The sequence below is a fragment of the Pectobacterium sp. IFB5596 genome (assembly GCF_021432585.1).
Classification (GTDB): domain Bacteria; phylum Pseudomonadota; class Gammaproteobacteria; order Enterobacterales; family Enterobacteriaceae; genus Pectobacterium; species Pectobacterium punjabense.
The window spans coordinates 104,505-130,832 of record NZ_LXFY01000032.1 but is presented as its reverse complement, the minus strand read 5'-3'; the positions used below and the strand labels follow the sequence as shown (position 1 = coordinate 130,832).

The 26,328-nt window shown below is 50.2% G+C and carries 18 protein-coding genes, 1 tRNA gene and 6 pseudogenes; 14 read left to right on the top strand and 11 right to left on the bottom strand.

Translation table 11 applies throughout. From position 1 onward, the window contains the following. Positions 1 to 16 precede the first annotated feature (16 nt). Both A6301_RS20455 and A6301_RS20450 read left to right on the top strand, forming a co-directional pair. Positions 17 to 7,261, top strand: coding sequence for a hemagglutinin repeat-containing protein (locus A6301_RS20455; protein ID WP_234258615.1), 7,245 nt, complete (start codon positions 17 to 19; stop codon positions 7,259 to 7,261). Between the two features lie 4 nt (positions 7,262 to 7,265). Then, positions 7,266 to 7,628 carry a hypothetical protein gene (locus A6301_RS20450; RefSeq protein WP_234258614.1) on the top strand — a complete coding sequence of 121 codons (363 nt, stop codon included), beginning with the start codon at positions 7,266 to 7,268 and terminating at the stop codon, positions 7,626 to 7,628. A gap of 82 nt (positions 7,629 to 7,710) precedes the next feature. Here the strand turns inward: A6301_RS20450 and A6301_RS20445 are convergent, their stop codons facing one another. Together A6301_RS20445 and A6301_RS20440 are read right to left on the bottom strand one after the other, a co-directional pair. Next, positions 7,711 to 7,950, bottom strand: a complete 240-nt coding sequence (locus A6301_RS20445) for a SymE family type I addiction module toxin (protein ID WP_234258613.1) — start codon at positions 7,948 to 7,950, stop codon at positions 7,711 to 7,713. Between the two features lie 74 nt (positions 7,951 to 8,024). After that, a pseudogene (locus A6301_RS20440) lies at positions 8,025 to 8,174 on the bottom strand (transcriptional regulator); the annotation flags it as partial. Positions 8,175 to 8,204: 30 nt separating this feature from the next. On the opposite strand from A6301_RS20440, the gene A6301_RS20435 reads away from it, so the two are divergent. Together A6301_RS20435 and A6301_RS20430 are read left to right on the top strand one after the other, a co-directional pair. After that, complete coding sequence (locus tag A6301_RS20435; protein ID WP_234258612.1) at positions 8,205 to 8,828, top strand: hypothetical protein; 624 nt, start codon at positions 8,205 to 8,207, stop codon at positions 8,826 to 8,828. Beyond that, positions 8,828 to 9,202 carry a hypothetical protein gene (locus A6301_RS20430; protein WP_103860613.1) on the top strand — a complete coding sequence of 125 codons (375 nt, stop codon included), beginning with the start codon at positions 8,828 to 8,830 and terminating at the stop codon, positions 9,200 to 9,202. Before A6301_RS20435 ends, A6301_RS20430 begins: the two co-directional genes overlap by 1 nt. Before the next feature lie 73 nt (positions 9,203 to 9,275). On the opposite strand, the gene A6301_RS20425 is transcribed toward A6301_RS20430, so the two are convergent. Further along, the gene (locus A6301_RS20425; protein ID WP_370642264.1) at positions 9,276 to 9,413 is read right to left on the bottom strand and encodes a SymE family type I addiction module toxin; all 138 of its coding nucleotides are present in this window, start codon (positions 9,411 to 9,413) and stop codon (positions 9,276 to 9,278) included. 763 nt (positions 9,414 to 10,176) lie between these two features. Between A6301_RS20425 and A6301_RS22525 the strand changes: the two genes are divergently transcribed. Then, on the top strand, positions 10,177 to 10,416 hold the full coding sequence (locus tag A6301_RS22525; RefSeq protein WP_370642263.1) for a polymorphic toxin type 33 domain-containing protein: 240 nt from the start codon (positions 10,177 to 10,179) through the stop codon (positions 10,414 to 10,416). Positions 10,417 to 10,425: 9 nt separating this feature from the next. After that, positions 10,426 to 10,830 carry a DUF4279 domain-containing protein gene (locus A6301_RS20415; RefSeq protein ID WP_234258610.1) on the top strand — a complete coding sequence of 135 codons (405 nt, stop codon included), beginning with the start codon at positions 10,426 to 10,428 and terminating at the stop codon, positions 10,828 to 10,830. A gap of 68 nt (positions 10,831 to 10,898) precedes the next feature. Here A6301_RS20415 and A6301_RS20410 read toward each other — a convergent pair. Further along, positions 10,899 to 11,009, bottom strand: a pseudogene (locus A6301_RS20410) (SymE family type I addiction module toxin); the annotation flags it as partial. Between the two features lie 28 nt (positions 11,010 to 11,037). Between A6301_RS20410 and A6301_RS22445 the strand changes: the two are divergent. The 3 genes and pseudogenes from A6301_RS22445 to A6301_RS20395 form a co-directional block, all read left to right on the top strand. After that, positions 11,038 to 11,373, top strand: a complete 336-nt coding sequence (locus tag A6301_RS22445; protein WP_304622732.1) for a hypothetical protein — start codon at positions 11,038 to 11,040, stop codon at positions 11,371 to 11,373. Positions 11,374 to 11,606: 233 nt separating this feature from the next. Then, positions 11,607 to 12,478, top strand: a pseudogene (locus A6301_RS20400) (IS3 family transposase); the annotation flags it as partial. Between the two features lie 73 nt (positions 12,479 to 12,551). Beyond that, positions 12,552 to 13,480: pseudogene (locus tag A6301_RS20395) on the top strand (IS3 family transposase); the annotation flags it as partial. Positions 13,481 to 13,518: 38 nt separating this feature from the next. Here A6301_RS20395 and A6301_RS20390 read toward each other — a convergent pair. Then, positions 13,519 to 14,606, bottom strand: a protein-coding gene (locus A6301_RS20390) for an IS3 family transposase (protein ID WP_234258609.1) whose coding sequence is annotated in 2 segments (ribosomal slippage) — positions 13,519 to 14,354 and positions 14,354 to 14,606 — 1,089 coding nt in all. Because the reading frame shifts where the segments join, the coding sequence is not laid out codon by codon here. Positions 14,607 to 14,677: 71 nt separating this feature from the next. Then, positions 14,678 to 14,803, bottom strand: a pseudogene (locus A6301_RS20385) (SymE family type I addiction module toxin); the annotation flags it as partial. 992 nt (positions 14,804 to 15,795) lie between these two features. Between A6301_RS20385 and A6301_RS20380 the strand changes: the two are divergent. Beyond that, positions 15,796 to 16,416 carry a LysE family translocator gene (locus A6301_RS20380; protein ID WP_234258608.1) on the top strand — a complete coding sequence of 207 codons (621 nt, stop codon included), beginning with the start codon at positions 15,796 to 15,798 and terminating at the stop codon, positions 16,414 to 16,416. Between the two features lie 103 nt (positions 16,417 to 16,519). On the opposite strand, the gene A6301_RS20375 is transcribed toward A6301_RS20380, so the two are convergent. From A6301_RS20375 to pepA, 3 genes are all read right to left on the bottom strand, one after another. Next, positions 16,520 to 19,375, bottom strand: a complete 2,856-nt coding sequence (locus A6301_RS20375) for a valine--tRNA ligase (RefSeq protein WP_234258607.1) — start codon at positions 19,373 to 19,375, stop codon at positions 16,520 to 16,522. 12 nt (positions 19,376 to 19,387) lie between these two features. After that, positions 19,388 to 19,837 (bottom strand): DNA polymerase III subunit chi, encoded by a 450-nt coding sequence (locus tag A6301_RS20370; RefSeq protein WP_005973664.1) that lies wholly within the window; start codon positions 19,835 to 19,837, stop codon positions 19,388 to 19,390. Between the two features lie 104 nt (positions 19,838 to 19,941). Continuing rightward, positions 19,942 to 21,453 (bottom strand): leucyl aminopeptidase, encoded by a 1,512-nt coding sequence (gene pepA, locus A6301_RS20365; RefSeq protein ID WP_005973662.1) that lies wholly within the window; start codon positions 21,451 to 21,453, stop codon positions 19,942 to 19,944. A 282-nt stretch (positions 21,454 to 21,735) separates the two neighbouring features. Here pepA and lptF point away from each other — a divergent pair, with 282 nt between their 5' ends. From lptF to A6301_RS20345, 4 genes and pseudogenes are all read left to right on the top strand, one after another. Beyond that, a complete protein-coding gene (gene lptF / locus A6301_RS20360) occupies positions 21,736 to 22,851 on the top strand; it encodes an LPS export ABC transporter permease LptF (RefSeq protein WP_234258606.1) in 1,116 nt (371 codons plus the stop codon). Then, positions 22,851 to 23,927 (top strand): LPS export ABC transporter permease LptG, encoded by a 1,077-nt coding sequence (lptG, locus tag A6301_RS20355; RefSeq protein WP_107169455.1) that lies wholly within the window; start codon positions 22,851 to 22,853, stop codon positions 23,925 to 23,927. The genes lptF and lptG overlap by 1 nt, the downstream gene beginning before the upstream one ends. Before the next feature lie 219 nt (positions 23,928 to 24,146). Beyond that, positions 24,147 to 24,231: transfer RNA gene (locus A6301_RS20350), tRNA-Leu, on the top strand. A 220-nt stretch (positions 24,232 to 24,451) separates the two neighbouring features. Next, a pseudogene (locus A6301_RS20345) lies at positions 24,452 to 24,613 on the top strand (Arm DNA-binding domain-containing protein); the annotation flags it as partial. A gap of 352 nt (positions 24,614 to 24,965) precedes the next feature. Here A6301_RS20345 and A6301_RS20340 read toward each other — a convergent pair. Further along, a complete protein-coding gene (locus A6301_RS20340; protein WP_341614430.1) occupies positions 24,966 to 25,205 on the bottom strand; it encodes a helix-turn-helix transcriptional regulator in 240 nt (79 codons plus the stop codon). Positions 25,206 to 25,460: 255 nt separating this feature from the next. Beyond that, complete coding sequence (locus A6301_RS20335) at positions 25,461 to 26,165, bottom strand: LuxR C-terminal-related transcriptional regulator (RefSeq protein WP_234258604.1); 705 nt, start codon at positions 26,163 to 26,165, stop codon at positions 25,461 to 25,463. Between the last annotated feature and the right edge of the window lie 163 nt (positions 26,166 to 26,328).

The following is a 26,328-nucleotide window of genomic DNA, read 5'->3' as shown; positions in this document are numbered from 1 at the left end:
TGAATGGATAACAAGAATGAATAAGCACCTGTATCGCATCGTTTTTAACCGCGCTCGTGGCGTGTTGATGGTGGTCTCTGAACTGTGTCGCGGCTGCGTCAAAGATTCTTCTCCGTTGGGACTTGGGTCGACGCTGAGTCAGATAACCGGGCGGCTTTCTCCACTGACGTTCCTATTGCTGGGCGTGATGGGGTTTGTCGCGCTTGCGCCTGTGGCACAGGCGAACATTGTCGCGGACGGCAATGCGCCCGGTAACCAAAAACCTAACGTCTTACAAACCGCAAACGGGACGCCACAGGTCAATATTCAAACGCCAAGTGCCGGCGGCGTATCGCGCAATGTCTACAGCCAGTTCGATGTGAATCAGCAAGGTGCCATTCTCAATAACTCGCGTAATCAGGTGCAAACACAGCAAGGCGGCTGGGTGGCGGGTAACCCGTGGCTGGCTAAAGGCGAAGCGAAGATCATTCTGAATGAAGTGAATTCACGCGATCCCAGCAAATTAAATGGGTACATCGAAGTTGCAGGGAAAAAAGCGCAGGTGGTTATCGCCAACCCGTCGGGCATCACCTGTGACGGCTGCGGTTTCATCAATGCGAACCGGGCGACGTTGACGACCGGCAAGGTGATGATGGAAAACGGCCAACTTAAAGGCTATCAGGTTGAGAAAGGCACGATTCGCGTTCAAGGGGCGGGGATGGACTCCAGCCGTCAGGATTATACCGACCTGATCGCGCAGAGTGCAGAAATCAACGCCGGGCTGTGGGCGAATGACCTAAAAGTAACGGCGGGGCGTAATACCGTAGATGCTGAGCAGCAGAAAATCGAGAAAGCCGCGACGGCTTCAACGTCAACGGATCGCACAGAGCCGAAGCTGGCGGTGGACGTAGCGCAACTCGGTGGTATGTACGCGGGTAAGATCCAGCTCATTGGTACGGAGCAAGGTGTTGGGGTACGCAACGCGGGTGCGATTGGTGCACAGGCGGGAAGCGTGACGATCTCTGCCGATGGCCGCATTGAGAACAGTGGCAGCATTAATGCCTCACAGGATGTACAGCTGGCGGGTCGTGAACTGGATAATAGAGGCAAAGTTTACGCTCAGCGTGATGTCGGTGTCGGCACACAGAAACAGACGACTAACCGTGGCGTACTGGCGGCACAGCGCGATGTGACCCTGAAAGCGGCAAACATCACTAACCAGAAAGGTGCTGTGCTGGGGGCGGGTATCAACAGCGACGGTTCGGTGGCGCAAACGGGCAATTTATCTCTGACAGCCAGCCAGCGCGCTGATGCTAACGGCCAGCAACTCGCCGGCGGGTCGCTGACGATAGCCGCGGCAGAGGTGAATACCGATGGCGGTCAGACGCAGGCGACCGATGTTACGCTCAATGCCACCAGTGGATCGGTTTCCAGCCGTAAAGCGAAAGTCAGTGCGGATAACAACCTTAAGGTGACGGCGGCGAAAGCCGTCAATAATACCGACGGCACGCTCATTGCCGGGAAAAAGCTGGATGTACAAGCCGATAGTCTGAGTGGCGACGGCCAACTGTTGTCACTGGGTGACATGTCGCTGACTGCCGCACAGCGCTTCGATAACCAGAGCGATGTTATTGCAAACGGTAAACTCGACCTCACGGTGGCGGGGGATGTCACCAACCGCCAAAAAATCCAGTCTGGTAGTGAGCTGACGCTGACGGCTACACGTCTCGATAATCAGGCAAGTGGTGAAATCAGCAGCCACAAGACGCGACTGGCGCTGTCGGATTCGTTAACCAACCGCGGCCTGATCGATGGCGATCAAACCCGTATTGATGCGGGCACGCTGAGCAACATGGGGAGCGGTCGCATTTATGGCGACTGGATCAGCCTGCAAGCGCAGACGCTGAACAATCTGAATGAAGCTGGCATGGGGGCGACGATCGCCGCACGCCAGCGTTTGGATCTCGGTGTAGGCACGCTCAACAATCGTCAACATGGGCTGATTTACAGTGATGGCGTGATGACGCTGGGACGTAATCTGGATGCGGAAGGTATGGCAACAGGCCAAGCCGATGCCATCAATAACCACAGTGCCACCATTGAGTCCATTGGTGATATGGCATTGTCCGCTGGTCAGATTAATAACGTTAACGATAATTTGGTGACGGAAATTGTCACCAGTGCGACCCATATCGATGAAGCCGTGCTGCGTGGACATACCACGCGCTACAACTGGAGCGATATTTGGCTGACAGACAATAAATACGGCGTGAACACTGCGCATATGCCGGATGGCTATGCCAGTGAGGACTTCTATCGCTACATCTATACCCGAACGGTGAATGAAACCAGGGTGAAAGAGAGCGATCCGGGGCAGATTCTGTCCGGTAATAATCTGTATCTGACAGCGGCACGGATGACCAACAGCGATAGCCGCGTGATTGCGGCCGGTCTGTTAATTGACGGTGTGAAGGCGCTGAGCAATCTGGCGACGCCGGGCGAACGTACTACGTCTGAGAGTGGGTGGCAGGAACGCTGGTATGCCAAGAAGAAAAAGAACTGGCGAGGGGTAACAAAAACCTCACAGGGTATTGACGGCAATAACTATGCGCCAGCGGCTCAAGTCGAAACGATCGATCTAAAAGTGCATGACTGGCGTGACCAGGCAGCATTTGACGGATCGGGCTATGTAGTGACGGCGCTGCGAGCAGGTAACGTTGGTCAGAATGTGGGTACGCCGACGGCGACGCTTCCAGGCAGTAGTTTATTTACGCTACAACCCGCCGCAGAAAGCCGCTATCTGGTGGAAACGGATGCGCGCTTCACCAACCAGAAACAGTGGCTTAGCTCTGATTATATGCTACAGGCCTTCAGTATTGAGGGGCAGGATAAACGACTGGGTGATGGCTTCTACGAACAGCGAGAAGCACGCGAACAGATCGCCCAATTAACCGGGCAGCGCTATCTGGCGGGTTATAACAGCGATGAAGCACAGTACAAGGCATTGATGAATGCGGGTATCGCATTTGGTCGTCAGTTCTCATTGACGCCGGGTGTAGCGCTGACGCAAGAGCAGATGGCGTTGCTCACCACCGATATGGTCTGGATGGTGAGAAAATCAGTGACCTTGGCAGACGGCTCTTCGCAGACGGTGCTTGTTCCGCAGGTTTACACCAACGTTCGCTCGAATGAACAAGTCGGTGCGGGTAGTCTGCTGGCGGGGAACACGATCTCTGTTGGACTTGCCGGAGGCCTGCTGAACAGCGGACGTATTGCCGCGCGCGATACCCTGTTTATCTCGTCCGATGCGCTGGACAATCAGGGGGGGACTCTGCTGGGTAAACAGGTGCAGCTACAGGTTCGTAACGATCTGAATAATGTCGGTGGTGTCATTCAGGCGGAAGATAAATTGACCGCACTGGCGGGCGGCACTATCACCAGTACCAGCACGTTGAGTGGCGGTGAGGATAATCGCATTCTGGATCGCATCGCGGGCATGTACGTTCAGAATGACAAGGGTGAACTGACGCTGGCGGCCAGCAAAGACATCAACCTGATCGGAAGCCAGGTGATTAATTCGGGGGCTGACAGTTCCACGCTGATCAGCGCGGGGAATAACCTGAATCTGGCAACGCTGACGACCACGGAAACGCAGAATAGCGACTGGGACAGCAATAATTATCGCCATTATCAGGCAAGCAAAGATATCGGTAGTGAAATCGCCGCGAATGGCCAGATAGCATTACGTGCGGGACTCGACCTGAATGCGACGGCGGCATCCGTCACCGCGCAGCAGGGGCTACAGGTTCAGGCGGGCAATGACATCAATTTGACCAGCGGTGAGTCATCCTATACGTTGACGGAACACAGCAAGCAAAGCAGTCGTGGCCTGCTCTCTGCGCAGTCCAGCGAACGCCATGACAGCATTCAGCATCAATCGGCGGTGGGCAGTTCGTTCAGCGGCGAGACGGTGGCGATCGGTGCAGGCAATAACGTGCAGATCGCGGGTAGCTCCGTTGCGGGTACGCAGGATGTCAGCATTACCGCCGGACGCGATATTACCGTGACGACGGCGCAAGAAAATCATCAGGAAACTCATTTAAAGGAAGAGAAAAAATCCGGTTTGATGGGCAGTGGCGGTATCGGATTTAGCATTGGTCAGGCCAGCCAAAAGAGCACGACCGATACAGATGGCATGAGTGAGAAAGCCAGCATCATCGGTAGTGAAAAAGGCAACACGACGCTGCTGGCGGGCAATCAACTGACTGTGAAAGGTAGTGACGTGGTTGCCGGACAGGATCTGGCGCTGCAAGGTAAGACGATAGCAGTGACGGCGGCGGAGAACAGTCAGACGCAGCGCCAGACCTATGAACAGAAGCAGAGTGGGTTAACGCTGGCGCTGAGTGGCACGGTCGGTGGTATGGTGAATACGGCGGTACAAACGGCGCAGACGGCTAAGGAGACGGAGGATAGCCGTCTTCAAGCGTTACAGGGTGTGAAAGCGACGTTAAGCGGCGTACAAGCGGGGCAGGCTGCCTATCTGGCTGCGCTGAAAGGTAAAGACGATCCTACGAATAACAATGTTGTGGGCGTCAGCGTCTCGCTGGGAAGCCAGTCATCGAAATCCGAGCAAACGGTGGAGCAACGCACCGCGCAAGGCAGCAGCCTGAACGCTGGGAGGAACCTGTCTCTGACCGCAACCGGTGATGATATTCGTGTGCAGGGAAGCGAGCTGCGCGCGGGTCAGGATGTGGCACTGGATGCTGCTCGTGATATCCAGCTAGTGTCCGCGCAGAACAGTCAGCACACGGAAGGAAGTAACAAGAGCAAAGGCGGCAGCATTGGTCTGAGCCTGGGCGCTGGCAGCGGCGGCTTTAGTCTGAGCGTAAACGCCAGCATGAATAAAGCGAAAGGCAGTGAACTGGGTGAAGGGCTGAGCCACACTGAAACGCTACTGGACGCGGGGCGTCAGGTTCGGCTAAACAGCGGCCGTGATACCACGTTGCAGGGTGCACAGGTCAGTGGGCAGCAGGTAACGGCACGCGTCGGACGGGATTTGCTGTTGCGCAGTGAGCAGGATAGCGACGTTTACGACAGCAAGCAGCAGAGCATGAGTGCAGGCGTCAGCATTCCGATTTATGGTGCGGGAAGCGCGTCAGCCAGTTTCAACATGAGCAAGGACAAAATGCACAGCGATTATCGCAGCGTGCAGGAGCAGACCGGGCTGTTTGCCGGGCAAGGTGGCTACGATGTGCAGGTGGGCAATCATACGCAGCTCGATGGCGCGGTGATTGGCTCCACGGCAGAGGCCGCGAAAAACCGATTAGACACCGGGACGCTGGGCTTTAGTGATATTGAGAACCGAGCCGAGTTTGAGACCTCTCACAGCGGCGTCGGTATCAGTACGGGCGGGCCGGTAGGCATGCAGATGCTCAGTAATCTGGCATCCAACTCACTGATAAGCGGAAATAATGACGGTAATGCGGCGAGTACCACGCGTGCGGCAATCAGCAATGGGCAGTTGGTCATCCGTGATGAGGCGAACCAGCGTCAGGATGTCGCGCAGCTGAGTAACGATGTTGAACATGCAAACCAGACGCTGAGCCCGATTTTTGACAAAGAGAAAGAGCAGAAGCGTCTGCAACAAATGCAGGTGATTGCAGAAATCAGCAGTCAGGTGATGGATATTGCTGGTACGCATGGGGCGATTATTGCGACGAAAGCGGCGAAAGCGGAGGCCGATGCGAAGACTGCGGGGCTCTCTGATGCTGACAGGAAGATGGCGAGAGACGCGCTCGCGACGGGCAATAAGCCAAACCTGAACCCGACAGAGGCCGAGATTCAGCAATATGTTTATCAGACGACGTATGACAAAGCCTATACTCAGGCCTTGAACAGTTCGGGTTTTGGCACGGGGGGCGCGATCCGTCAGGGTATAATGGCGGTCTCGGCGGCGGTGCAGGGATTGGCGGGGGGGAACGTTGCACAGGCGATAACGGGTGCAGCGGCGCCGTATCTGGCGGCAGAAATCAAAAAAGCGACGACGGATGCAAATGATAATGTCAATATTGCAGCCAATGCGGTAGCGCACGCGGTACTGGGCGGTATAGTGGCGGAAGCCAGTGGGAACAGTGCGCTGGCGGGTGCTGCGGGTGCGGCGACGGGTGAGCTGGCGGCGCGAGTCATTGCCGAGAGGCTCTACCCGGGTAAAGCTATCTCGGAGATGACGGAAAGCGAAAAACAGACGGTCACCACGCTTTCGCTTCTGGCGGGTGGTCTGGCGGCCGGCACGGTGGGCGACTCGACGACAAATGCGGTAGCGGGCGCGCAGGCAAGTCAGAATGCGGTTGAGAATAACTCGCTGAGTGGAGATAAGGCGCGTCAGTCAGTAAAAGAAAGTGCGGAATGGTGGAAGAAAGAGGTCCGCGACAAGCTGGGCGACGGCACAACCTCAGCTATCGCGAACAGTATTATCAATGCTGTCGCTGATACTGGTGATACCGCATTAGGTGGAGCAGATTATGTTGCGGATGGTGCGATGGCACTGGCGTCATGTGCTGTCGGAGATGGTTATTGTAATAAGGCTTTAAGCGATCTGGCAGGTAAAAATCAGGCAGCAGCCGACGCAGTGAAAGCGCTGATGAAGAGTGAAACCTGGTCAGCAATAGCTGACACGCTCACACAGGCGTCTGGTGGCAATCAGGCCGCGTTGGAAGCGACAGGCGGAATATTGGCGAGTATATTTTTACCTGGTAAAAAAGTGCCGGAGTTCGGCGCTGTACTGGGAAAAACAGAAAAGCTGGTCAAGAATGCAGATGGCATTTACGAAGTAAAAGTTAATGTTACACCACTGGAAGGACATGACCGACTTAATACCCCGGATCTGGGGGGGAACGGTAAGCTAAAACCGGCGGAAGCTGCATCTGCCGCACAATTAGAGCCTACTCTTGGTACAATGGAACGTTATACGCCTTCGCCTGGAGCAAAATCAGGAACTTCACCTGACTTTGTAATTACGTCAGGCCCTAATAAAGGTAAAACCGTCGATGCCATGTATACGACCGATAGACTGTCACAAAAAGAAATAGATGGGCTAAATAAATTTTATGAGAAAAACATGAGTGCTGGTAGTGGAAGAGATGTTATCCAAGATCATTTGCAAAAAGCTGACTTTGTGCCTGTTGATTTTAGAGTTCTAACGCCTGCTAACCAAAAAGTCTTCGTGGACTATATAAAAACACTGCCTAAAGCACAGCAAGATAAAGTTATTATTATGAGGTGATAGTATGGGGGCGAGTTTATTTATCGGTTGGAATGATAATGGGCAAAGAGAAAGTAATTTCCAAAGAACCGGAGGCTTTGTTAACGGGAGCTATTGGGATGCCTTTGGCGATCTGCTGGATGCTGTGCTTTTACCAGACTATCCCGAACTGCATGAGATAATTAAGTCTGAAGAAGGCGAATATCTAAAGTTTTATTCATTTGTTGAGTTAGATAAGGCGGGTTTTAATCAAGCTGTTAAGCTAATCAGAGGTTATATTGCAAAACAGAAGAATCCGACAGAATGGCAAAACATGGCGAATGTTGTGTGGGAAGATGTTGCAGAGCCTTACATTATCCAGGATAAGCGTTATGACGTTAATCCATGAATAAAATAACGGCCGGTCAGTTTATTAATTAGATTGACTAAAATCCGGCCCCTAAAAAGGCCGGGATTTTTACCTTTATCGGTCAAAACCGCAGCTCAGTCTCAATCACCAGCTTGCCGTGCTCAACGGTGACAATCACTGGCGTATCCGTCCCAAATCCCGCGGCTTCCAGCCAGTTACCGGTAAGGTGCAGGCTGGGGCAGCGGCTGTAATAGCGGGTCATATCGTTGCGATCTGCATGGCGACGGCTGACATAGCCGACCTTCAGGTGTCGTAATGCTTGGGGTGTGGCGGGGTCTGACGTAGAATCGTGTTCAGTCATGATCAACTCCTGCTTAGTTGGTTATGGTTAGCGGGGCTGAGGTGTTGCAATCACCTTGGCTCCGCGTCTGTTAACTACTCCGATTTACCAATCACGTTATCCAGCATCTCAGTGACAAACTTCTGTCTGGTCTTCGGCATCTGGCTGATTATCTCAATCTGCTGCTCCAGCCGTGAAGCCGGGCCGCGCTTGGTCAAACGCTGTGAGGGCAGTCCCAGCAGCTTAAAGTAGCGGAACAGTTACTTGAACTTGGCGTGAAAGCGGGCATTACCGGTGTTGTAGCGAAGGAAATCGCGGATAACCTCTCGTCGGAGGAACTGGAGCATCTCATCAGACTGAACATGATGGGCAATGATGAGATTACCGTGAAGTATCTGAACTCGCTTCAGGATAAATACGGTTCTGAGAGTGCTTCTAATCCAAATTTAGGTAAGGATCTGACTAACGAGCAAAAAGCGGAACTGGGTGGTACAGGTTCAGGTACGCCGGGCGGTTGGGAGCCTCAGGATGAAGAGAATGCCCGTAATAATGATTCTTCATCAGATCCTAAAAGCAGATCACAGTATGAACAATATGTGGATTCGTTACGTGCATCAATGGAAAAGCCTAATGTTAAGGATGATAATCTTAAAAACATAATCAATGATTTATATAGGCCAAATGCCAAAGTTGGTAGTGGAAGTACCGCAGATGCTGTTCGCTATGAATTAGCTACGGGCGAAAAAGTTGGCGGAAGGGGGCATGTTGAAAAAGCGCAAACATACTCCAAGGCTCTTCAAGATTGGTTGAATAAAAATCCTCAGGCCTCTTCAAGTGATAGAACTGCGGCGGAAAACGTTCTGAAAGATATGCAAAATGCTCTTAAGGGTAAGAAGTGATGGATAAGTATGTTAATGAGTATCTGAGTATCTTTACTCAGAAGTCGGAATATATAAAAAATGAAGTAAATAAGAGTGTCGAATATTGGTACCCAGATCCTCCGCCGACAATTTTATTATTTTCGCTAGTAGGTAAAGCGCTAGTGAGCCAATTAGCCTCATTAGAGCAGTCAGATAAATCAATTTTTTTCCAGCACATCGAAACCGGAATAGTGTCAGATAATGATGACTTGGCAACGGCGGTAGCAACTGGTCTTATTGAATCTTTAGTTACAGCCACCGATGAAAATGAGTCTGTGTGGAAAGAAGTTGAAAGTTGTCTCCATACTGAATCAAAAAAGCACGCGCTATCGTGGAAAAATTTTGGGCAATAATAGAATTTACCTGACTCAATGAAAGTAATCGTAAAAATCCCGGCCCCTAAACAGGCCGGGATTTTTTTGTCTGTCATTCAGTCACGATGCGTATCAGCAACTGGCCGTGCTCAACGGTAACAATCACCGGTGTATCCGTCCCAAATCCTGCGGCTTCCAGCCAGTTGCCGGTAAGGTGCAGGCTGGGGCTGCGGCTGTAATAGCGGGTGATATCGTTGCGATCTGCATGGCGACGGCTGACATAGCCGACCTTCAGGTGTCGTAATGCTTGGGGTGTGGCGGGTTGAGGTGGTAAACCCCCGAACGGCGAAACGACTAATGGCAGCGGCTGTCGCCGCTGCTATGATGTGGCGGTTGCAGGCAGCAAAGTCACGGCGGGGCGGTAGCGTGTCGGGGTGAAAAAGTGTGTATCGGGGTCTGGGCGTCCGGTTATCGAAATGCATCAGGAAAAACCGGCTGTAACTGGCTGACGGTACAGGGAAAAGTGGTGTTCGCTGACTGACTTCACAACGGAAGAAGTTGTTGTTGAGAATAACTTCTTCGGCAAAGCGCTGGTTGAAGGATGTGCGATAGCGGCACCATGCCGAACCAAGGTTGCTGAAAAGTTACTTGAGCTCGGCGTGAAAGCGGGCATTACCGGTGTTGTAGCGAAGGAAATCGCGGACAATCTCTCGTCGGAGGAACTGGATCATCTCATCAGACTGAACATGATGGGTAATGATGAGATCACCGTGAAGTATCTGAACTCGCTTCAGGATAAGTATGCGCCGTCGCATACAGGAGGCGACCAGATAACCGGATCAGGTCCAACCAATACGGGAGGAGACCAATTACCTGAGCAGAGTGCAAATCATACAGGTAACAACAATGGCCCGACTGATACGGGATTAAGTAATACAGGTGGAAACCAGACTATAGAACCATCACCTAATAATACTGGTAGCGCAGATAGCTCTCCCGAGTCACCAAGCCATATGACAAGTGATGGGCATGACAATGGGGCAGAAAAGCCATCTAACATAAAAGTTGCTGATGATAAATTCCTGAAAAACAATGGAGTTGACGCTCACCAGATCAAAAAGGATTTTCTCGGTGCTAAAGCAGAAATAAAGCTTTATGACATTTATGTTGATAAAGATAATGGGCAATTGTGGATTTTTAGAAAGGGCGGGAAAGGCGAAGGCATCCCGACTGGCGAATTTATTAATAAGTAAGGCAGTTATATGGATAAGACAACAGTAAAAGCAGAATTTTCCATTTGTGGAGATGTCTTTGAACCCAATGAGATAACTGCATTGTTACAGATAGAGCCTATGGAAGTTCATCGCAAAGGTATTATTAGTGGGACGAGGAAAAGGCCCAGTACGGAGACTAGTTGGTCTATTTGTACAGATAAAGAAGAGTCCTATGATGTGGATGAACAAACAAGGAAGCTTCTGTCTTTGTTAAGATGCAAAATTGAGTCTTTGCAAGAAATAAAAGAGAAGTATGGTGTTACGTTCATATTTTCTCTTTTAATAGAAGTAGAAAATGGGGAGAAGCCATCTATATATTGGTCAGCAGAAACGAACCATTTCTTGGGGTGTATTGGGGCCGAAAGTTCTATTGATTTATATATTTATAGCTAAATTCAATACAAATTAACGAAATAACGAAAAACCCGGCCCCTAAAAAGGCCGGGATTTTTTGTTGCCAGTCACTCAGCCACAATGCGTATCACCAGCTTGCCGTGCTCAACGGTGACAATCACCGGTGTATCCGTCCCAAAGCCCGCCGCCTCCAGCCAGTTCCCGGTAAGGTGCAGGCTGGGACGGTAATCCCCCCGAGATACAGGTGTGAAATATAATTATGATGATCTTGTTTCCAGCATGAAAAAAAATGGCTGGAAAGGTGATCCGGTTGATGTTGTAAAAATGCCGGATGGAAATATGACTAGTATGGATAATACTAGGATAAATGCAGCCAGAGATGCAGGTATTAAGGTAAATGCGAATGTCAGAAACTTCAGCGATCCGTTATCAAAAGATATGATTAACTCAGGTCGTTTTGGTTCTGCCACAACGTGGGGAGAGGCTATAACAGGAAGGATTAACAACCAAAGTGGTGGGTTTAGTAAAAATAATCCTTATGGTTCATCTGATTCACCAAGAATAACAGGTAAAGGTAAATAAATGACTGATAGAGCTATGATGTATCAAAAATATTTATACTCAGGATTTTCTTTTCCTGATAGCTTTATCAATTATGTATCCCAGTTGGAATTAGAGGATATCGAGCCGTGGTGGCTGTTTTGCAGTTCCTCAAACTATGTTGACTTTTGGTGTGAAAAAGTCAGAGAACTGAATCGCCACGGGTTTAACAGACACCTGAGAGTCATTTAAGATGACTTAAAAGTGAGGTGCCCATGAGCGGTAAGCGTTATCCCGAAGAGTTTAAAATTGAAGCGGTCAAACAGGTTGTTGATCGCGGTCATTCTGTTTCCAGCGTTGCAACACGTCTCGATATCACCACCCACAGCCTTTACGCCTGGATAAAGAAGTACGGTCTGGAATCTTCCACTAATAAAGAACAGTCAGATGCTCAGGCCGAGATCCGCCGTCTCCAGAAAGAGCTGAAGCGGGTTACCGACGAACGGGACATATTAAAAAAAGCCGCGGCGTACTTCGCAAAGCTGTCCGACTGAGGTACGTCTTTATCCGCGACAACAGCCGTTGCTGGCCTGTTCGTATGCTCTGTCGGGTTCTGGATGTCCATCCGAGCGGATTTTATGTCTGGCTTCAGCAGCCACATTCACAGCGTCATCAGGCAGACCAGATGCTGACCGGGCAGATCAAACAGTTTTGGCTTGAGTCTGGCTGCGTCTATGGTTATCGCAAGATCCATCTCGATCTGCGTGATACCGGGCAGCAGTGCGGGGTGAACCGGGTCTGGCGGCTGATGAAGCATGCCGGAATAAAAGCTCAGGTTGGGTACCGTAGCCCACGGACACGTAAAGGCGAAGCCAGCATCGTGGCACCGAACAGGCTCCAGCGGCAGTTCAATCCGGACTCACCAGATGAGCGTTGGGTGACGGACATAACCTACATCCGAACTCACGAAGGCTGGCTGTATCTGGCCGTGGTGGTTGACCTGTTCTCCCGAAAAGTTATCGGCTGGTCAATGCAACCCCGCATGACAAAAGAGATTGTCCTGAACGCATTACTTATGGCGGTGTGGAGGCGTAATCCTCAAAAACAGGTACTGGTTCACTCTGATCAGGGTAGTCAGTATGTAAGTATCCCTGCAAAACGAACCATTCACTTTTAGAGATCTTCCGACATACTGATTATATCCCGTTGAGGAGATCGCCATGCGCAAAGTCCGATTTACCGAACACCAGATCATCGCCGTTTTGAAGTCCGTTGAAGCCGGACGGACCGTCAAAGATGTTTGCCGCGAAGCGGGAATATCCGAGGCGTCGTACTACAACTGGAAAGCGAAGTTTGGCGGTATGGAAGCGTCTGATATCAAAAAGATGAAAGATCTGGAGGACGAAAACCGTCGACTGAAACAGATGTTTGCCGATCTGAGTCTGGAGTGCCGCGCACTTAAAGATGTTATTGAAAAAAAGCTTTAAAACCAGCGATAAAGCGTGAGCTCGTCAGTTATCTGACCGCACAGTTTGCGATGAGCATCCGCCAGGCATGCAGGACGTTATCGTTGAGCAGGACGGTCTATTTTTATCAGCCTGACACCCGGCGTGATGAACCGGTCATTCAGGCTCTGACTGAAATGGCGGAACGTTATCCGCGATACGGCTTCAAGAAGTTGTTCCAGAAGCTACGCAGGCAGGGGTATGCATGGAATCATAAACGCGTTCATCGTATTTATTGTTTACTGAAACTGAATTTTCGTCGTAAAGGAAAGCAACGTTTGCCGATGCGTTATCCAGCTCCACTGGCGACGCCGGAACACCTGAATCAGAGCTGGTCAGTGGATTTTATGCATGATGCACTGGTGTGTGGCAGGCGTTTTCGCACGTTCAACGTGGTGGATGATTTTAATCGAGAAGTACTGGCGATAGAAATTGACCTGAATATCCCGGCTCAACGCGTTGTTCGTGTGTTGGACAGGATAGTGGCAAACCGAGGATATCCGCTAAAGATGCGGATGGATAACGGTCCAGAGCTGGTGTCGCTGACGCTGTCACAATGGGCGGAAGAGCATGGGGTAGCTCTGGAGTTTATTAAACCGGGCAAGCCAACACAGAATGCCTTTATCGAGCGTTTTAACCGGACGGGTAATCCCCCCATTTTTAACGGAGGTGATAAGTAGAATCAGGTCATGCGTTGAATATGCTGCATCGGCGTGAAGCCATTCAGTGCCATATTCGGACGTTCGTGATTATAAAACCATTGCCACTGCGTGGCATAGCCCTGCAATTCGTCCAGTGAGTTAAACAGGTGCTGGCCCAGCCAGTCATAACGCACCGTCCGGTTATATCGCTCAATATAGGCATTCTGTTGAGGTTTGCCGGGCTGAATAAAACGAAGCGTTATATTCTGCTGAGCTGCCCATGACATCAGTACTTTTCCGGTATATTCTGGCCCGTTATCGCATCGTATTGCTGCCGGTTTACCTTTCCATTCAATGAGTTGTTCGAGAGTCCTCACCACACGACTTGCTGACAGGGAAAAATCTACTTCAATAGCCAGTGCTTCACGATTAAAGTCATCGATGACATTCAGTAAACGGATGGAGCGACCATCTGATAGCTGATCATGCATGAAGTCCATCGACCAGCATTCGTTGCGGCTTTCTGGCACCCTCAGCGGCTCAGGTTTATCCCGTTTCAGTCTTTTTTTCGGCTTTATTCGCATGTTCAGCGATAGCTCGCAGTAAATTCGGTACACCCTTTTGTGGTTGAAGCGGAAGCCTTTTACGTTGCGCAGGTACAAAAAGCACAGGCCAAACCCCCAGTTGCGCTGGCTGCCAGTGATGCGGAGCAGCCAGTCAGCAATGACCTCATTTTCCTCATTCAGTTGAGGCTGATAGCGATAGCAACTTTCGCTGACAACAAACAACTGGCAGGCAAAACTTATGCTGACATTCCGGCTCCTGACCGCATCCTGCGCCATCTGCTTTCGACGCGATGGCTTCACCACTTTTTTGCCATGGCTTCCTGAATGATTTCGGCTTTGAGGCGCTCTTCAGCATACATTTTTTTGAGGCGGCGGTTTTCGTCTTCCAGCTCTTTCAGACGAGTTATCATGGAGGCATCCATCCCGCCAAAACGCGAACGCCACTTATAGAAACTGGCGTTGCTCATGCCATGTTCACGACACAGTTCAGCCACCGGTGTTCCGGCCTCGGCTTGCTTCAGAATGGACATGATCTGGCTGTCAGTAAAACGTGATTTTTTCATAGAAATCTCCCCGGTTCAAATTACGAGAAAATTCTACTTATGAACACACCGGTTTTTCGGGGGGATTACCGTCAGAACCGCAGTTTCGTCTCAATCATCAGTTTACCGTGTTCAACAGTGACAATCACCGGCTGTCCGGTGTTAAAACCGAGGTCTTCCAGCCACTTTCCGCTGAGCTGCTGGCTGGGAGGTTTTTGCCCGCGGTTGTGGTTCTTTTACTTCAATTGTGAAGAGGGCTGACTTGACGTCGTGTTCAGCCTTATCAACGTCGAGAACCGAAAGCGAAGACTGCGGGGCTCTCTGATGCTAACAGGAAGATGGCGAGAGACGTGCTCGCGACGGGTGAGTTGGCGGCACGAGTCATTGCCGACAGACTGTAAACTCGAGTCTGATTTGGCTGCTGCCATCGCAGGTGGGGTCGGTGTTGCGAAAGCAGGGGCAGCACTCACGGAAAGAGTGGTAGCTAAAGTAGTGGGTAAAGCTGAATCTGCTGTTAATCACAGTGTTGTTTCGTTCCCCCACTAAGGGTATTGGGGAATATTCAGCAATTAAGCCTGAACCGTTAGATAATAATTTAGCAGCCACTTTTAGTGATGGTATTGAAGGAAGATATTATTCTTTTTTGGGGAGAGGGGTGATAAACCTTATGGTCAGTTCTTTAGTTACGAAGCACTGCAAGGTTTTATTTAAACAAGGATCGATAAAGCGGTCTGGTGGGGGGGTATCACCGATAGACACATATTTTTCGATAAAAATTCCCTCAGGTACAAAAGTGTATGTAGGTGAAGTTGGAACCCCAGATGTGGTCCGAACAGAGCTTCTGGGCCTTTATGGTTGAATGGGATCATTGAATGACTTATTACTCTACAAGGATGGTGTTCTTCTATTTGATGAAAATGAAGAGTTTGATTGCTTAAGAGCAGAAGTTTTCAATTTGATTTCATACGCTTGAATGCTCACGGCCCTTGAGCCAGGATCGTTGTTTTTATCGGTAAGAAGCGCAGTTCAGTCCTGGCAAGCCGACGGCTGACGTGCAGTAATGTGAGGTGGAAATGGCAACAGATTATAATTTGTGGGCAGTGGGCAATAGCAGAAACGACGATGTACAGGATAAAAAACTGTCAGCCAGAGCGCTGACGTTATGGGATAATGTGCCTCCCATTTCATTTAAAACGCCGGAGTTTTAATAATGTTAACGTTATCGACAATTATTTATTTTAGTATTATCGCATCTCTGCAAACACTTTCTCCTGGGCCGGCAGTAACGCTTTTAATTAACGAAGGAATTAGTAACGGATTTAAAAAAACACTTCCTTTTATGATTGGGTTTCGTTTAGGTGAGGTGATGTTGATTTCCGCATCTTTAGTCATTACCTATGTTGGGGCTAAAGCATTTAGTGAATATGTTTATCTTATAAAACTAGTTGGTGGCGCTTATCTTGTATTTTTAGGCTGTAGAATTATTTTAAATAAAAGAAGAGTGAGCAGTACCAATAAAAAAGATGATAATAGGTTTTTTGTTAGTTTAATAAAGGCAATGGTAACGACATTATCTAATCCTAAAGCTATTATTTTTTTCTCCACATTTATCCCGTCATTTATATACTCTTTATCTGACTATGAGTTTAACTTTATTATATTAGGTGTTGTCTTTATTTGTGTGAGTATGACAACAGATCTTCTATATGCGGCAGTTTCTTCTATTGGAAAAAACATTGTTAATGCTTCATTTATTAAAATTCTCTCTGTCATTAGTGGTAGTTCGTTAATTCTCACTGGCAGCTATTCTATTTTCTCTGGTTTGTCTTAATTCATATTGATAGTAGAACATCTTTACACGAGAAAAAAATAAAAGCCCCGTTTTGCAACGAGGCTTTCATATTAATCATACTACTGCTGGAAATCGATTAGCGTTACAGCGCCGCGATGACTGCTTGCTGCTCCAGCAGCTTAGCTTTGTCTACGGCGTAGCCGTCCAGCTTCTCACGCTCTTTGGCAACAACCGCTTCCGGTGCACGTGCCACAAAGCCTTCGTTGGACAGCTTGCTTGCGATGCGCTCAATCTCTGCTTCGATTTTCGCCACTTCTTTCGCCAAACGATCCAGCTCTGTCGCTTTGTCGATTAGGCCGGCCATTGGGATCAACAGCTCGGCACCATCGATGAGTTTAGTGACGGAAACTGGACCTTTATCGCCCGCTGGCAGCAGCGTAATGCTTTCCAGACGTGCCAGCGTTTGGATGAAGCTGCGGTTCTCTTCCACACGACGCTGTGCTTCGGCAGTGGCATCGCGCAGTAAGACTTCCAGCGGTTTACCCGGCGCGATGTTCATTTCTGCACGAATGTTACGCACTGCGGTAATCGCCTGCTTGATCCACTCCAGATCGTTCAATGCCAGCGTATCTTCCTGCGCGGCGTCGAACTCAGGGAATGGCTGCAACATGATCGTGCCATCGTTAATGCCTTTCAGCGCTTTAACACGTAGCCAGATGGTTTCGGTAATGAACGGAATAATCGGATGCGCCAGACGCAGTAATGCTTCCAGTACGGTAACCAGCGTGTGGCGTGTACCGCGCAGTTCCGCTTCTGTACCACCGTTCATTACAGGCTTCGTCAGTTCCAGATACCAGTCACAGAACTGGTTCCAAGTGAATTCATACAGAATGTTGGCGGCAATATCAAAGCGATAACCGTCCAGTGCATCACGGTAAGCTTTCACTGTGCGGTTGAATTCTGCCAGAATCCAACGGTCAGCCAGCGACAGCACTTTTTCACCAGCACCAAAACCGCAATCCTGATCTTCGGTGTTCATCAGCACAAAACGGCTGGCGTTCCACAGCTTGTTACAGAAGTTACGGTAACCTTCCAGACGCTTCATGTCCCAGTTGATGTCGCGGCCAGTAGAGGCGAGCGCCGCCAGCGTGAAGCGTAGGGCGTCTGTACCGTGAGGTTCGATGCCGTTCGGGAATTGCTTCTCAGTGCGCTTGCGGATTTTTTCCGCTAGCTGTGGCTGCATCATGTTACCGGTGCGTTTTTCCAGCAGCGCTTCCAGCGAGATGCCATCGACCATATCCAGCGGGTCGATCACATTCCCTTTGGACTTAGACATCTTCTGGCCTTCTTCATCACGGATCAGGCCGGTCATGTAGACAGTGTGGAACGGCACCTGCGGTTTGCCGTCTTCATCTTTGATGAAGTGCATGGTCAGCATGATCATGCGAGCAATCCAGAAGAAGATGATGTCGAAGCCACTGACCATCACGCTGCTTGGGTGGAACGCTTTCAGATCGGGCGTTTGTTCCGGCCAACCCAATGTAGAGAACGTCCACAGCCCGGATGAGAACCAGGTATCCAGCACATCTTCGTCCTGATTCAGAACGACATCGTCAGCAAGGTTGTTTTCACTGCGTACTTCCGCTTCGGTACGGCCCACATAGACGTTGCCATTGGCATCGTACCAGGCAGGGATACGGTGGCCCCACCACAGCTGACGGGAGATACACCAGTCCTGAATGTCACGCATCCAACTGAAGTACATGTTTTCGTACTGTTTTGGCACGAATTGGATGCGGCCATCTTCTACCGCTTCCACCGCAGGTTTAGCCAGCACGGCAGCACGCACGTACCACTGGTCAGTCAGCATCGGTTCAATAACAACACCGCCACGATCGCCGTAAGGAACAGTCAGATCGTGTGCCTTGATCTCTTCCAACAGGCCGAGTTCATCGAATGCGGCGACGAGTGCTTTACGTGCAGCAAAACGTTCCAGACCTTGGAAGGTTTCTGGAATGTCGCTGCTGTAAGCGGTACTGACTTCGCCATTGGTGTCAAAAATTTCGGCGCTCTGGCGGATATCACCGTCGAACGTCAGAATATTTACCATCGGCAACTGATGGCGTTTACCCACTTCGTAGTCGTTGAAGTCGTGAGCTGGCGTGATTTTCACGCAGCCGGTGCCTTTTTCCATGTCGGCATGTTCATCGCCAACGATCGGAATACGACGGCCAATCAATGGCAGGATCACTTCTTTGCCGATCAGATCTTTATAACGTGGATCTTCCGGGTTAACGGCAACGCCGGTATCACCCAGCATCGTTTCCGGGCGAGTCGTGGCGACGACCAGATAGTCTTTCCCTTCAGCAGTTTTCACGCCATCGGCCAGCGGATAACGCAGGTGCCACATCGACCCTTTCACTTCGCGGTTTTCGACTTCCAGATCGGAAATCGCGGTGCGCAGCTTCGGGTCCCAGTTTACCAGGCGCTTGCCACGATAAATCAGGTCTTCTTTATACAGGCGGACAAAAACTTCTTTCACCGCGTTGGACAGGCCTTCATCCATGGTGAAACGCTCGCGTTCCCAGTCAACAGAGTTGCCCAGACGGCGCATCTGGTTAGTAATGTTGCCACCGGATTCGCCTTTCCACTGCCAGATTTTGTCGATGAACGCCTCGCGGCCGTAATCGTGGCGAGTTTTGCCTTCTTCTGCGGCGATCTTGCGCTCAACCACCATCTGCGTAGCGATACCGGCGTGATCGGTACCCGCCTGCCACAGGGTATTTTTGCCTTGCATACGCTGATAGCGGATCAACGTATCCATAATGGTTTGCTGGAAAGCATGACCCATATGCAAGCTGCCGGTGACGTTGGGCGGCGGGATCATAATGCTGAAACTTTCTTTACTCGTGTCGCCGTGCGGCTTGAAGTAGCCTTGCTTTTCCCAGAGTTCGTAGAGCGGCTGCTCGATATCTTGCGGGTTATATTTCGTTTCCATTATGCTCAAAATTCAGTGAGTTGGCGGCGTAGCCGTGGTCAATTGGAAGCCGACGCTGCGATAGGTTTTGTAGCGGTCGCGCGCCAACTGTTTTAAGGATTCTTCGTAAGGGACAAAGTCTATCACTTCATGGAAAGCGGTGGCAAAATCTGCGAACTGCGGCAATAGGCTGATCAGCAGGTCACGTGGTGCATTACCACGTCGCTGTGGCCATGCCAGCTCAACCGGTGCGCCGTGACGCGGCCCTTCGCCTGCCAGATTATGTGGCACGAACGCGTTGGGATCGCGCTGCCATAATGCTTCATCCAGCCTGATAGCCTGCTGCTCGTCTTCGCAGGCAATCAACACGCGCTTTCCTGCTCGCCAACGTTCTGCCGCCAGATCGCATGCCAGTGCCTCATGGGCGCTGAGCTCACCGCTTTTGCTGTCGTGTTCGAGAAGATAGAACGTTGCGTTTTTCATTGTTTACACTATTGAGTGCTAAGAGCCAGAAAGTGATAAGGGCCGGAAGTCCGGCCCATAAGACGACAATGACATGATAAGGCCATCGCACTGACGCGAAAGTCTTATTCTACGTCGTTCTGTCCGGCGCGGTTAAGCAGGAACTGTGATAACAGTGCGACCGGACGACCCGTTGCGCCTTTGGCCTTGCCAGAGCGCCATGCAGTACCCGCGATATCCAGATGTGCCCAGCTGTACTTACGCGTAAAGCGCGACAGGAAGCAGCCTGCGGTAATTGCACCGCCAGGGCGACCACCAATATTCGCCATGTCGGCAAAATTGGATTCCAACTGTTCCTGGAATTCGTCGGTCAGCGGCAGACGCCATGCTCGGTCGCCAGATTGCTCGGACGCGCTCAACAGCTCGTGCGCCAGCGGATTGTGGTTCGCCATCAGCCCGGTGATGTGGTGCCCCAGCGCAATCACGCATGCACCCGTCAGCGTCGCGACGTCAATGACGACGTCCGGCTCATAGCGCTCAACGTAGGTCAGTGTATCACACAAGACCAGCCGACCTTCCGCATCGGTGTTCAGCACTTCTACCGTTTGGCCGGACATCGTGGTCAGCACATCGCCTGGACGGTATGCGCGCCCATCGACCATATTTTCACAACCCGCCAGTACGCCGACGATATTCAATGGCAGCGCCAGCTCGGCCGCCATACGCATCACACCGTAGACCGTTGCCGCACCGCACATGTCGTATTTCATTTCGTCCATGCTGTCGGCAGGTTTGATGGAGATGCCGCCGGAATCGAAGGTCAGACCTTTACCGACCAGCACAATCGGGCGAGTTTCCGGGTTCGGATCGCCTTTGTATTCGATCACGGACATCAGCGATTCATTCTGCGAGCCCTGACCCACGGCCAGATAGGCATTCATGCCCAGCTCTTTCATCTGTTGTTCACCAATCACGCGTGTGATGATGTTTTGGCTGTAGGTGTCGGCCAGTTGACGTGCTTGCGACGCCAGATAGGCGGCATTACAGATATTCGGCGGCATATTGCCGAGATCTTTCGCAGCTTTGATACCCGCAGCAATCGCCAGACCATGTTGGATGGCGCGTTCACCGCTGGTCAACTCGCGGCGCGTCGGCACGTTGAATACCATCTTGCGTAGCGGACGGCGCAGCTCGACCTTGTTGCTTTTGAGCTGATCGAAGGTATACAGCGTCTCTTTTGCGGTTTCGACCGCCTGACGCACTTTCCAGTACGTATTACGGCCTTTCACGTGTAGCTCAGTCAGGAAGCAGACAGCTTCCATCGAACCGGTTTCGTTGAGAGCGTTGATGGTTTTCTGAATCACCTGTTTGTACTGGCGTTCATCAAGTTCGCGCTCTTTACCGCAGCCAATCAGAAGAATGCGCTCGGAAAGAATGTTAGGTACATGGTGCAAGAGCAGTGATTGCCCCACTTTGCCTTCTAATTCACCACGGCGAAGCAACGCGCTGATATAGCCGTCGCTGATTTTATCGAGTTGTTCGGCAATAGGGGACAGACGACGCGGTTCAAACACGCCGACGACAATGCATGCACTGCGTTGTTTTTCCGGGCTACCGCTTTTTACGCTGAACTCCATGTACTCTCCTGAATCTTAAAGACAAAGGCGGGGGCAACGGCTAGAATGTGACACTCCGTAATACTTTCCCGCCGTTGCGTTAACATAACCTGTGTTAATCTTAACGACGTAGCGAACCTGTTTTGGTGACTATAAGCAGGTTCTGATACAACTGCTCAAACGCAATGTGTTGTAATACAGTCTTAGCTAAGAGGGCTGCCAAAAATGAGTATAAATGGCGCGTTAGCGAAGAAACTATCGATTTTCCTGCAAAAAGACAAGTTTTCACAGGCGTAATTAAGCGTGATCATCATTCGATATCTGGTACGGGAAACCTTTAAGAGCCAACTGGCGATCCTTTTCATTCTGCTACTGATTTTCTTTTGTCAGAAATTAGTACGGATACTGGGCGCCGCTGTTGATGGTGAAATCCCGACAAATTTGGTTATCTCCCTGTTGGGATTGGGCGTGCCAGAGATGGTGCAGCTCATCCTGCCATTAAGTCTGTTTCTTGGCGTATTGATGACGTTTGGCCGCCTCTATGCGGAAAGCGAGATCACCGTCATGCACGCCTGCGGATTAGGCAAACGCGTGTTGCTGAAAGCCGCGCTGGCCTTGGCTGTATTCACTGCCATCATCGCAACGATTAACGTCACGTGGCTCAGCCCGTGGTCGTCACGGCATCAGGAAGAAGTGTTGGCAGAAGCGAAAGCCAATCCTGGCATGGCCGCCTTGGTAGAAGGACAGTTCCAATCTGCACAAGGTGGCAATGCGGTGCTGTTTGTCGGCAATGTGAAAGGTTCTGAGTTTCAGCACGTTTTTCTGGCACAGCTGCGGCCCAGCGGTAACGCACGACCTTCTGTTGTCGTGGCCGATCGTGGTCATATCACGCCAAACGAAGAGGGGGCGCAGGTTGTGACGTTGGATAACGGATCGCGTTACGAAGGCACTGCGCTACTGCGCGACTTCCGTATCACGGATTTCACCAACTATCAGGCTGTGATTGGTCACCAGAGCGTGACGTTAAATAATAGCGACGTGCAGCAAATGGATATGTCAACCCTCTGGCATTCGGATGCGCACGATGCGCGCGCAGAGTTCCACTGGCGGCTGACGTTGATTATTTCGGTGCTGATCATGGCGCTAATGGTGGTGCCGCTGAGCGTGGTGAATCCACGTCAGGGACGGGTACTGAGTATGCTGCCTGCGATGCTGCTGTACCTGATCTTCTTTCTGCTGCAAAGCTCGCTGCGTTCTAACGCCAGTAAAGGGAAAATTGATCCGATGGTATGGGTCTGGTTGACCAACCTGATGTACTTTGGCATCGCGGTGATGCTTAACCTATGGGATACCGTGCCGATGCGCAAAGTGCGCGCTCGCTTTAAGCCCCGTTCCCTTAGAATCCAAGGAGCGGCCTGATGTTTGGTGTATTAGACCGCTATATCGGTAAAACGATTTTCACCACCATCATGACAACATTGTTCATGTTGGTGTCGCTCTCCGGCATCATCAAGTTTGTCGACCAACTGCGTAAAGTCGGGCAGGGCGAGTATTCGGCGCTGGGCGCGGGGCTGTATACGCTGCTTAGCGTCCCAAAAGACATTGAGACTTTCTTTCCTATGGCTGCACTACTCGGCGCGCTGCTAGGATTGGGTCAACTCGCGACCCGCAGCGAGCTGGTGGTAATGCAGGCTTCAGGCTTCACCCGCTTGCAGATCGCGACTGCCGTGATGAAAACAGCGATCCCACTGGTATTGCTGACGATGGCGATTGGTGAGTGGGTTTCTCCGCAAGGGGAGCAGATGGCGCGTAACTACCGTTCTCAGATGATCTCCGGTGGGTCGATGATCTCTACGCAGGGCGGACTGTGGGCAAAAGATGGTAATGACTTTATCTATATTGAACGGGTAGTCGGCGATAAAGAGCTGTCTGGCGTCAACATCTATCACTTCGACGATCGGAACAAACTCCTGTCGGTACGCTACGCGGCCTCCGCTGAGTTTGATAAGGACAGGAATGTCTGGAACCTCTCGCAAGTTGATGAATCTGATTTGAGCGACGGCAAACAAATTGGTGGCAGTCAGACGCTCAGTGGCGAATGGAAAACCAACCTGACGCCGGATAAACTGGGTGTGGTGGCGCTGGAACCTAATGCGCTATCGATTCGTGGGTTGCATGATTACGCCAAATACTTGAAACAGAGTGGTCAGGAATCAAGCCGCTACCAGCTCAATATGTGGAGTAAGATCTTTGCGCCGGTCTCGGTGGCGGTGATGATGCTTATGGCAGTCTCTTTCATCTTTGGCCCGCTGCGTAGCGTGTCAGCAGGTTCACGTATCGTGATAGGGATCAGCTTCGGCTTTCTCTTCTACCTGCTGAATGAGATTTTCCGTCCACTTAGCCTGGTTTATGGTATTCCACCGATATTGGGCGCGGTGTTGCCTAGCTCGGTATTTTTATTCATCAGCGTGGCCTTGCTGTTGAAACGGCGATAGAACTCAACGAGTCTTAGAAAGAAGCGCCGTGCGAATGAACCCTCGGCGCTTTTTTATTGTTCGCTAAAACGTTCATACCACACAATATTGACGGCAAAGTAGCCATAACGCGTTGCTAAAGATGATTTTTTCAGCACTTAGCCGAGTGTAGAGTGGATTAACGTTGCGCGTGGGCCATCAAACGGTATAATGCACCCGTTTTCCGCATACTACTTCTGTGCCGAAGTGGCGAAATCGGTAGACGCAGTTGATTCAAAATCAACCGTAGAAATACGTGCCGGTTCGAGTCCGGCCTTCGGCACCATCGTATGAAAATCAAGTCACCTCAGGGTGGCTTTTTTTATGTCCGTAATCGTCCAGTAACGTCCATATCTATCTGTAAAATAACGATTTTAATTTCATTTCTCTCGCTGCGATTTTGTCTGTTTTATCCACAGTGGTCTTTTTTCGTCCATTGACATCCAGATGATTTGGGGGTCAAGATAAGGGTCAATTCACTTCGATTATGAGTTGACCCCCAAATTATGGCACTGACCGACGTTGTTGCCCGTACCGCAAAGCCCCGCGAGAAAGCCTATAAGCTCGCGGACGCGCACGGCCTGTATCTTTTGGTGAGTCCTAACGGTTCTAAGCGCTGGTATCTCAAGTACCGCTTTGAAGGTAAGGAGAGCCGGTTTGCGTTCGGTGAACAGCGTCATCAGAGGGTGTTACAGGGACTTGCTGATGTTGATGCAGAGCGTGTTGTAAATCACGCTGATATGCGGGCGTTTATCGCCAGACTGAAGCAAGCATAATCGATAGAAATACAGGGCGTACCCTGTATCTAAAGCCTATGCATTAAGCTCCGCATCAGCCCCTTTTTTGGGAGGGGCTGGTGCTCATTTTTCTTATGTAGATGATTTTTCTGATTCTTTTAATACCTAAGTATCATTTCCGCCAGCTCGTCTTCTACCATGTAGAAATAGCAAGCGACACCTGTAGCACCAATGCTAATCGGCAAACCAGTGCAAAATCTGGCTTATGAATACCACGCGAATCTTAACCCAGTGACAGCTTAAGCTGCATCCCGCAAGCAGCGGCATACCGTTGTAAGGTTGAGATACTCGCACTGGAAACATTTCTCTCAAGGCGGCTCACCGCAGGTTGGCTTACACCCATGCGAGCGGCGATCTCTGTACTTGTCAGACCTGACTTGGACTTCATTTCGATCAGAACAGCGCGAAGCGCTTCTTCTTGAGTCTCGTCCTCATACGCTTTTTTAACTTCAAAGAAGTTGATACCTTTAACTGCCGCCTTTCAATTCCTCCCATCTTGACTTTGCCAACACTATTTCAGCTTTCGGGGTCTTATATCTTGGTGCAGCTGAGGATCAACGCGCCGACATCACCTTTACGACATATAGACATGTTGGAAATTGCAGTTTGAAGTTCCTGAACAGATGGCATACGCAACACAAACTGGAAGGGAATATATTGCGACAATGCTAGCAAAATCAGTGGGATTCAAGCCTCCTGCTGCTCTCGGAATTTCATGTTACGCTACCTTATCGACGTAGATAACCCTGTGATGTTCGGCATCAGCGATACTTTGCATGTGTGAGATTCTAGCGATGAGTAAAAAGGTAAGCAGATCCTTTATGCCATATTTTCTGTAGATATTATTTTTCATGTTGTTGGCGGTTTTATGGGTTATCGCCATCTTTTTTGCGATATCTTTTATTGATATTCCGTCTAACCAATAGCTGAAGAATATTTTCTCATTCGGTGATAACGATATCGTCTTCCCTTTTATTTCTCTGAATGATGACATGGCTGAGATAACTTTTTTAATTGTGCTCATCGATGTGTGTTTTGATAACAGTATTACCTTTTCTGCGATCATCACTGGCGCATGCCTGCGGTTGTTCAGAATAATAACCTTTCGTTCTTGGCTAGCGATATGGTGAGCTAATAATGCCAGATCAATACCATGTTCAATATCAATAATAGATATTCCGGCATGATCATCTATTTTTATATTTTCAAATGCTTTTTTCGTGAAGATACAGGGGGTAATGATATCAATTGCTGGCTGGATCGTTGCTTTTTTCAGACATTCTCTAGGTACATAGGTATGATTTATCACTGTTAAATGATCAACGTTAATCGCAATCATGAAATCCCTCGGTCGTGATAGAGCGCTGGCAAAGGCCATGTCTATGTCAGCTTGCGTGTTCGCGTAGTGAATGGAGTAATCCATGATGTTGCTTGCCCACGAATCTATGTGACTTATTATTATTCTGATGGGAGCGACAGTTTGGGTCGCGTGAGGTAAAGAAGAAGGTTTTTTTCTTATGAAAGGTTTTAACGCGACGATTTGATGTGTGGGTAATAAGAAATAGCAAGTTCGCATTGACTATCGT

What these genes read in the sequence shown, in the direction of transcription:
- A6301_RS20430 (WP_103860613.1), top strand. Translation starts at nt 8,828, where the DNA reads ATGGATAAGTATGTTAATGAGTATCTGAGTATCTTTACTCAGAAGTCG.
- A6301_RS20375 (WP_234258607.1), bottom strand. Translation starts at nt 19,375, where the DNA reads ATGGAAACGAAATATAACCCGCAAGATATCGAGCAGCCGCTCTACGAA.
- pepA (WP_005973662.1), bottom strand. Translation starts at nt 21,453, where the DNA reads ATGGAGTTCAGCGTAAAAAGCGGTAGCCCGGAAAAACAACGCAGTGCA.
- A6301_RS20380 (WP_234258608.1), top strand. Translation starts at nt 15,796, where the DNA reads ATGTTAACGTTATCGACAATTATTTATTTTAGTATTATCGCATCTCTG.
- A6301_RS20445 (WP_234258613.1), bottom strand. Translation starts at nt 7,950, where the DNA reads ATGACTGAACACGATTCTACGTCAGACCCCGCCACACCCCAAGCATTA.
- lptG (WP_107169455.1), top strand. Translation starts at nt 22,851, where the DNA reads ATGTTTGGTGTATTAGACCGCTATATCGGTAAAACGATTTTCACCACC.
- A6301_RS20450 (WP_234258614.1), top strand. Translation starts at nt 7,266, where the DNA reads ATGGGGGCGAGTTTATTTATCGGTTGGAATGATAATGGGCAAAGAGAA.
- A6301_RS22525 (WP_370642263.1), top strand. Translation starts at nt 10,177, where the DNA reads ATGACAAGTGATGGGCATGACAATGGGGCAGAAAAGCCATCTAACATA.
- A6301_RS20370 (WP_005973664.1), bottom strand. Translation starts at nt 19,837, where the DNA reads ATGAAAAACGCAACGTTCTATCTTCTCGAACACGACAGCAAAAGCGGT.
- A6301_RS20335 (WP_234258604.1), bottom strand. Translation starts at nt 26,165, where the DNA reads ATGGATTACTCCATTCACTACGCGAACACGCAAGCTGACATAGACATG.
- A6301_RS20455 (WP_234258615.1), top strand. Translation starts at nt 17, where the DNA reads ATGAATAAGCACCTGTATCGCATCGTTTTTAACCGCGCTCGTGGCGTG.
- A6301_RS20415 (WP_234258610.1), top strand. Translation starts at nt 10,426, where the DNA reads ATGGATAAGACAACAGTAAAAGCAGAATTTTCCATTTGTGGAGATGTC.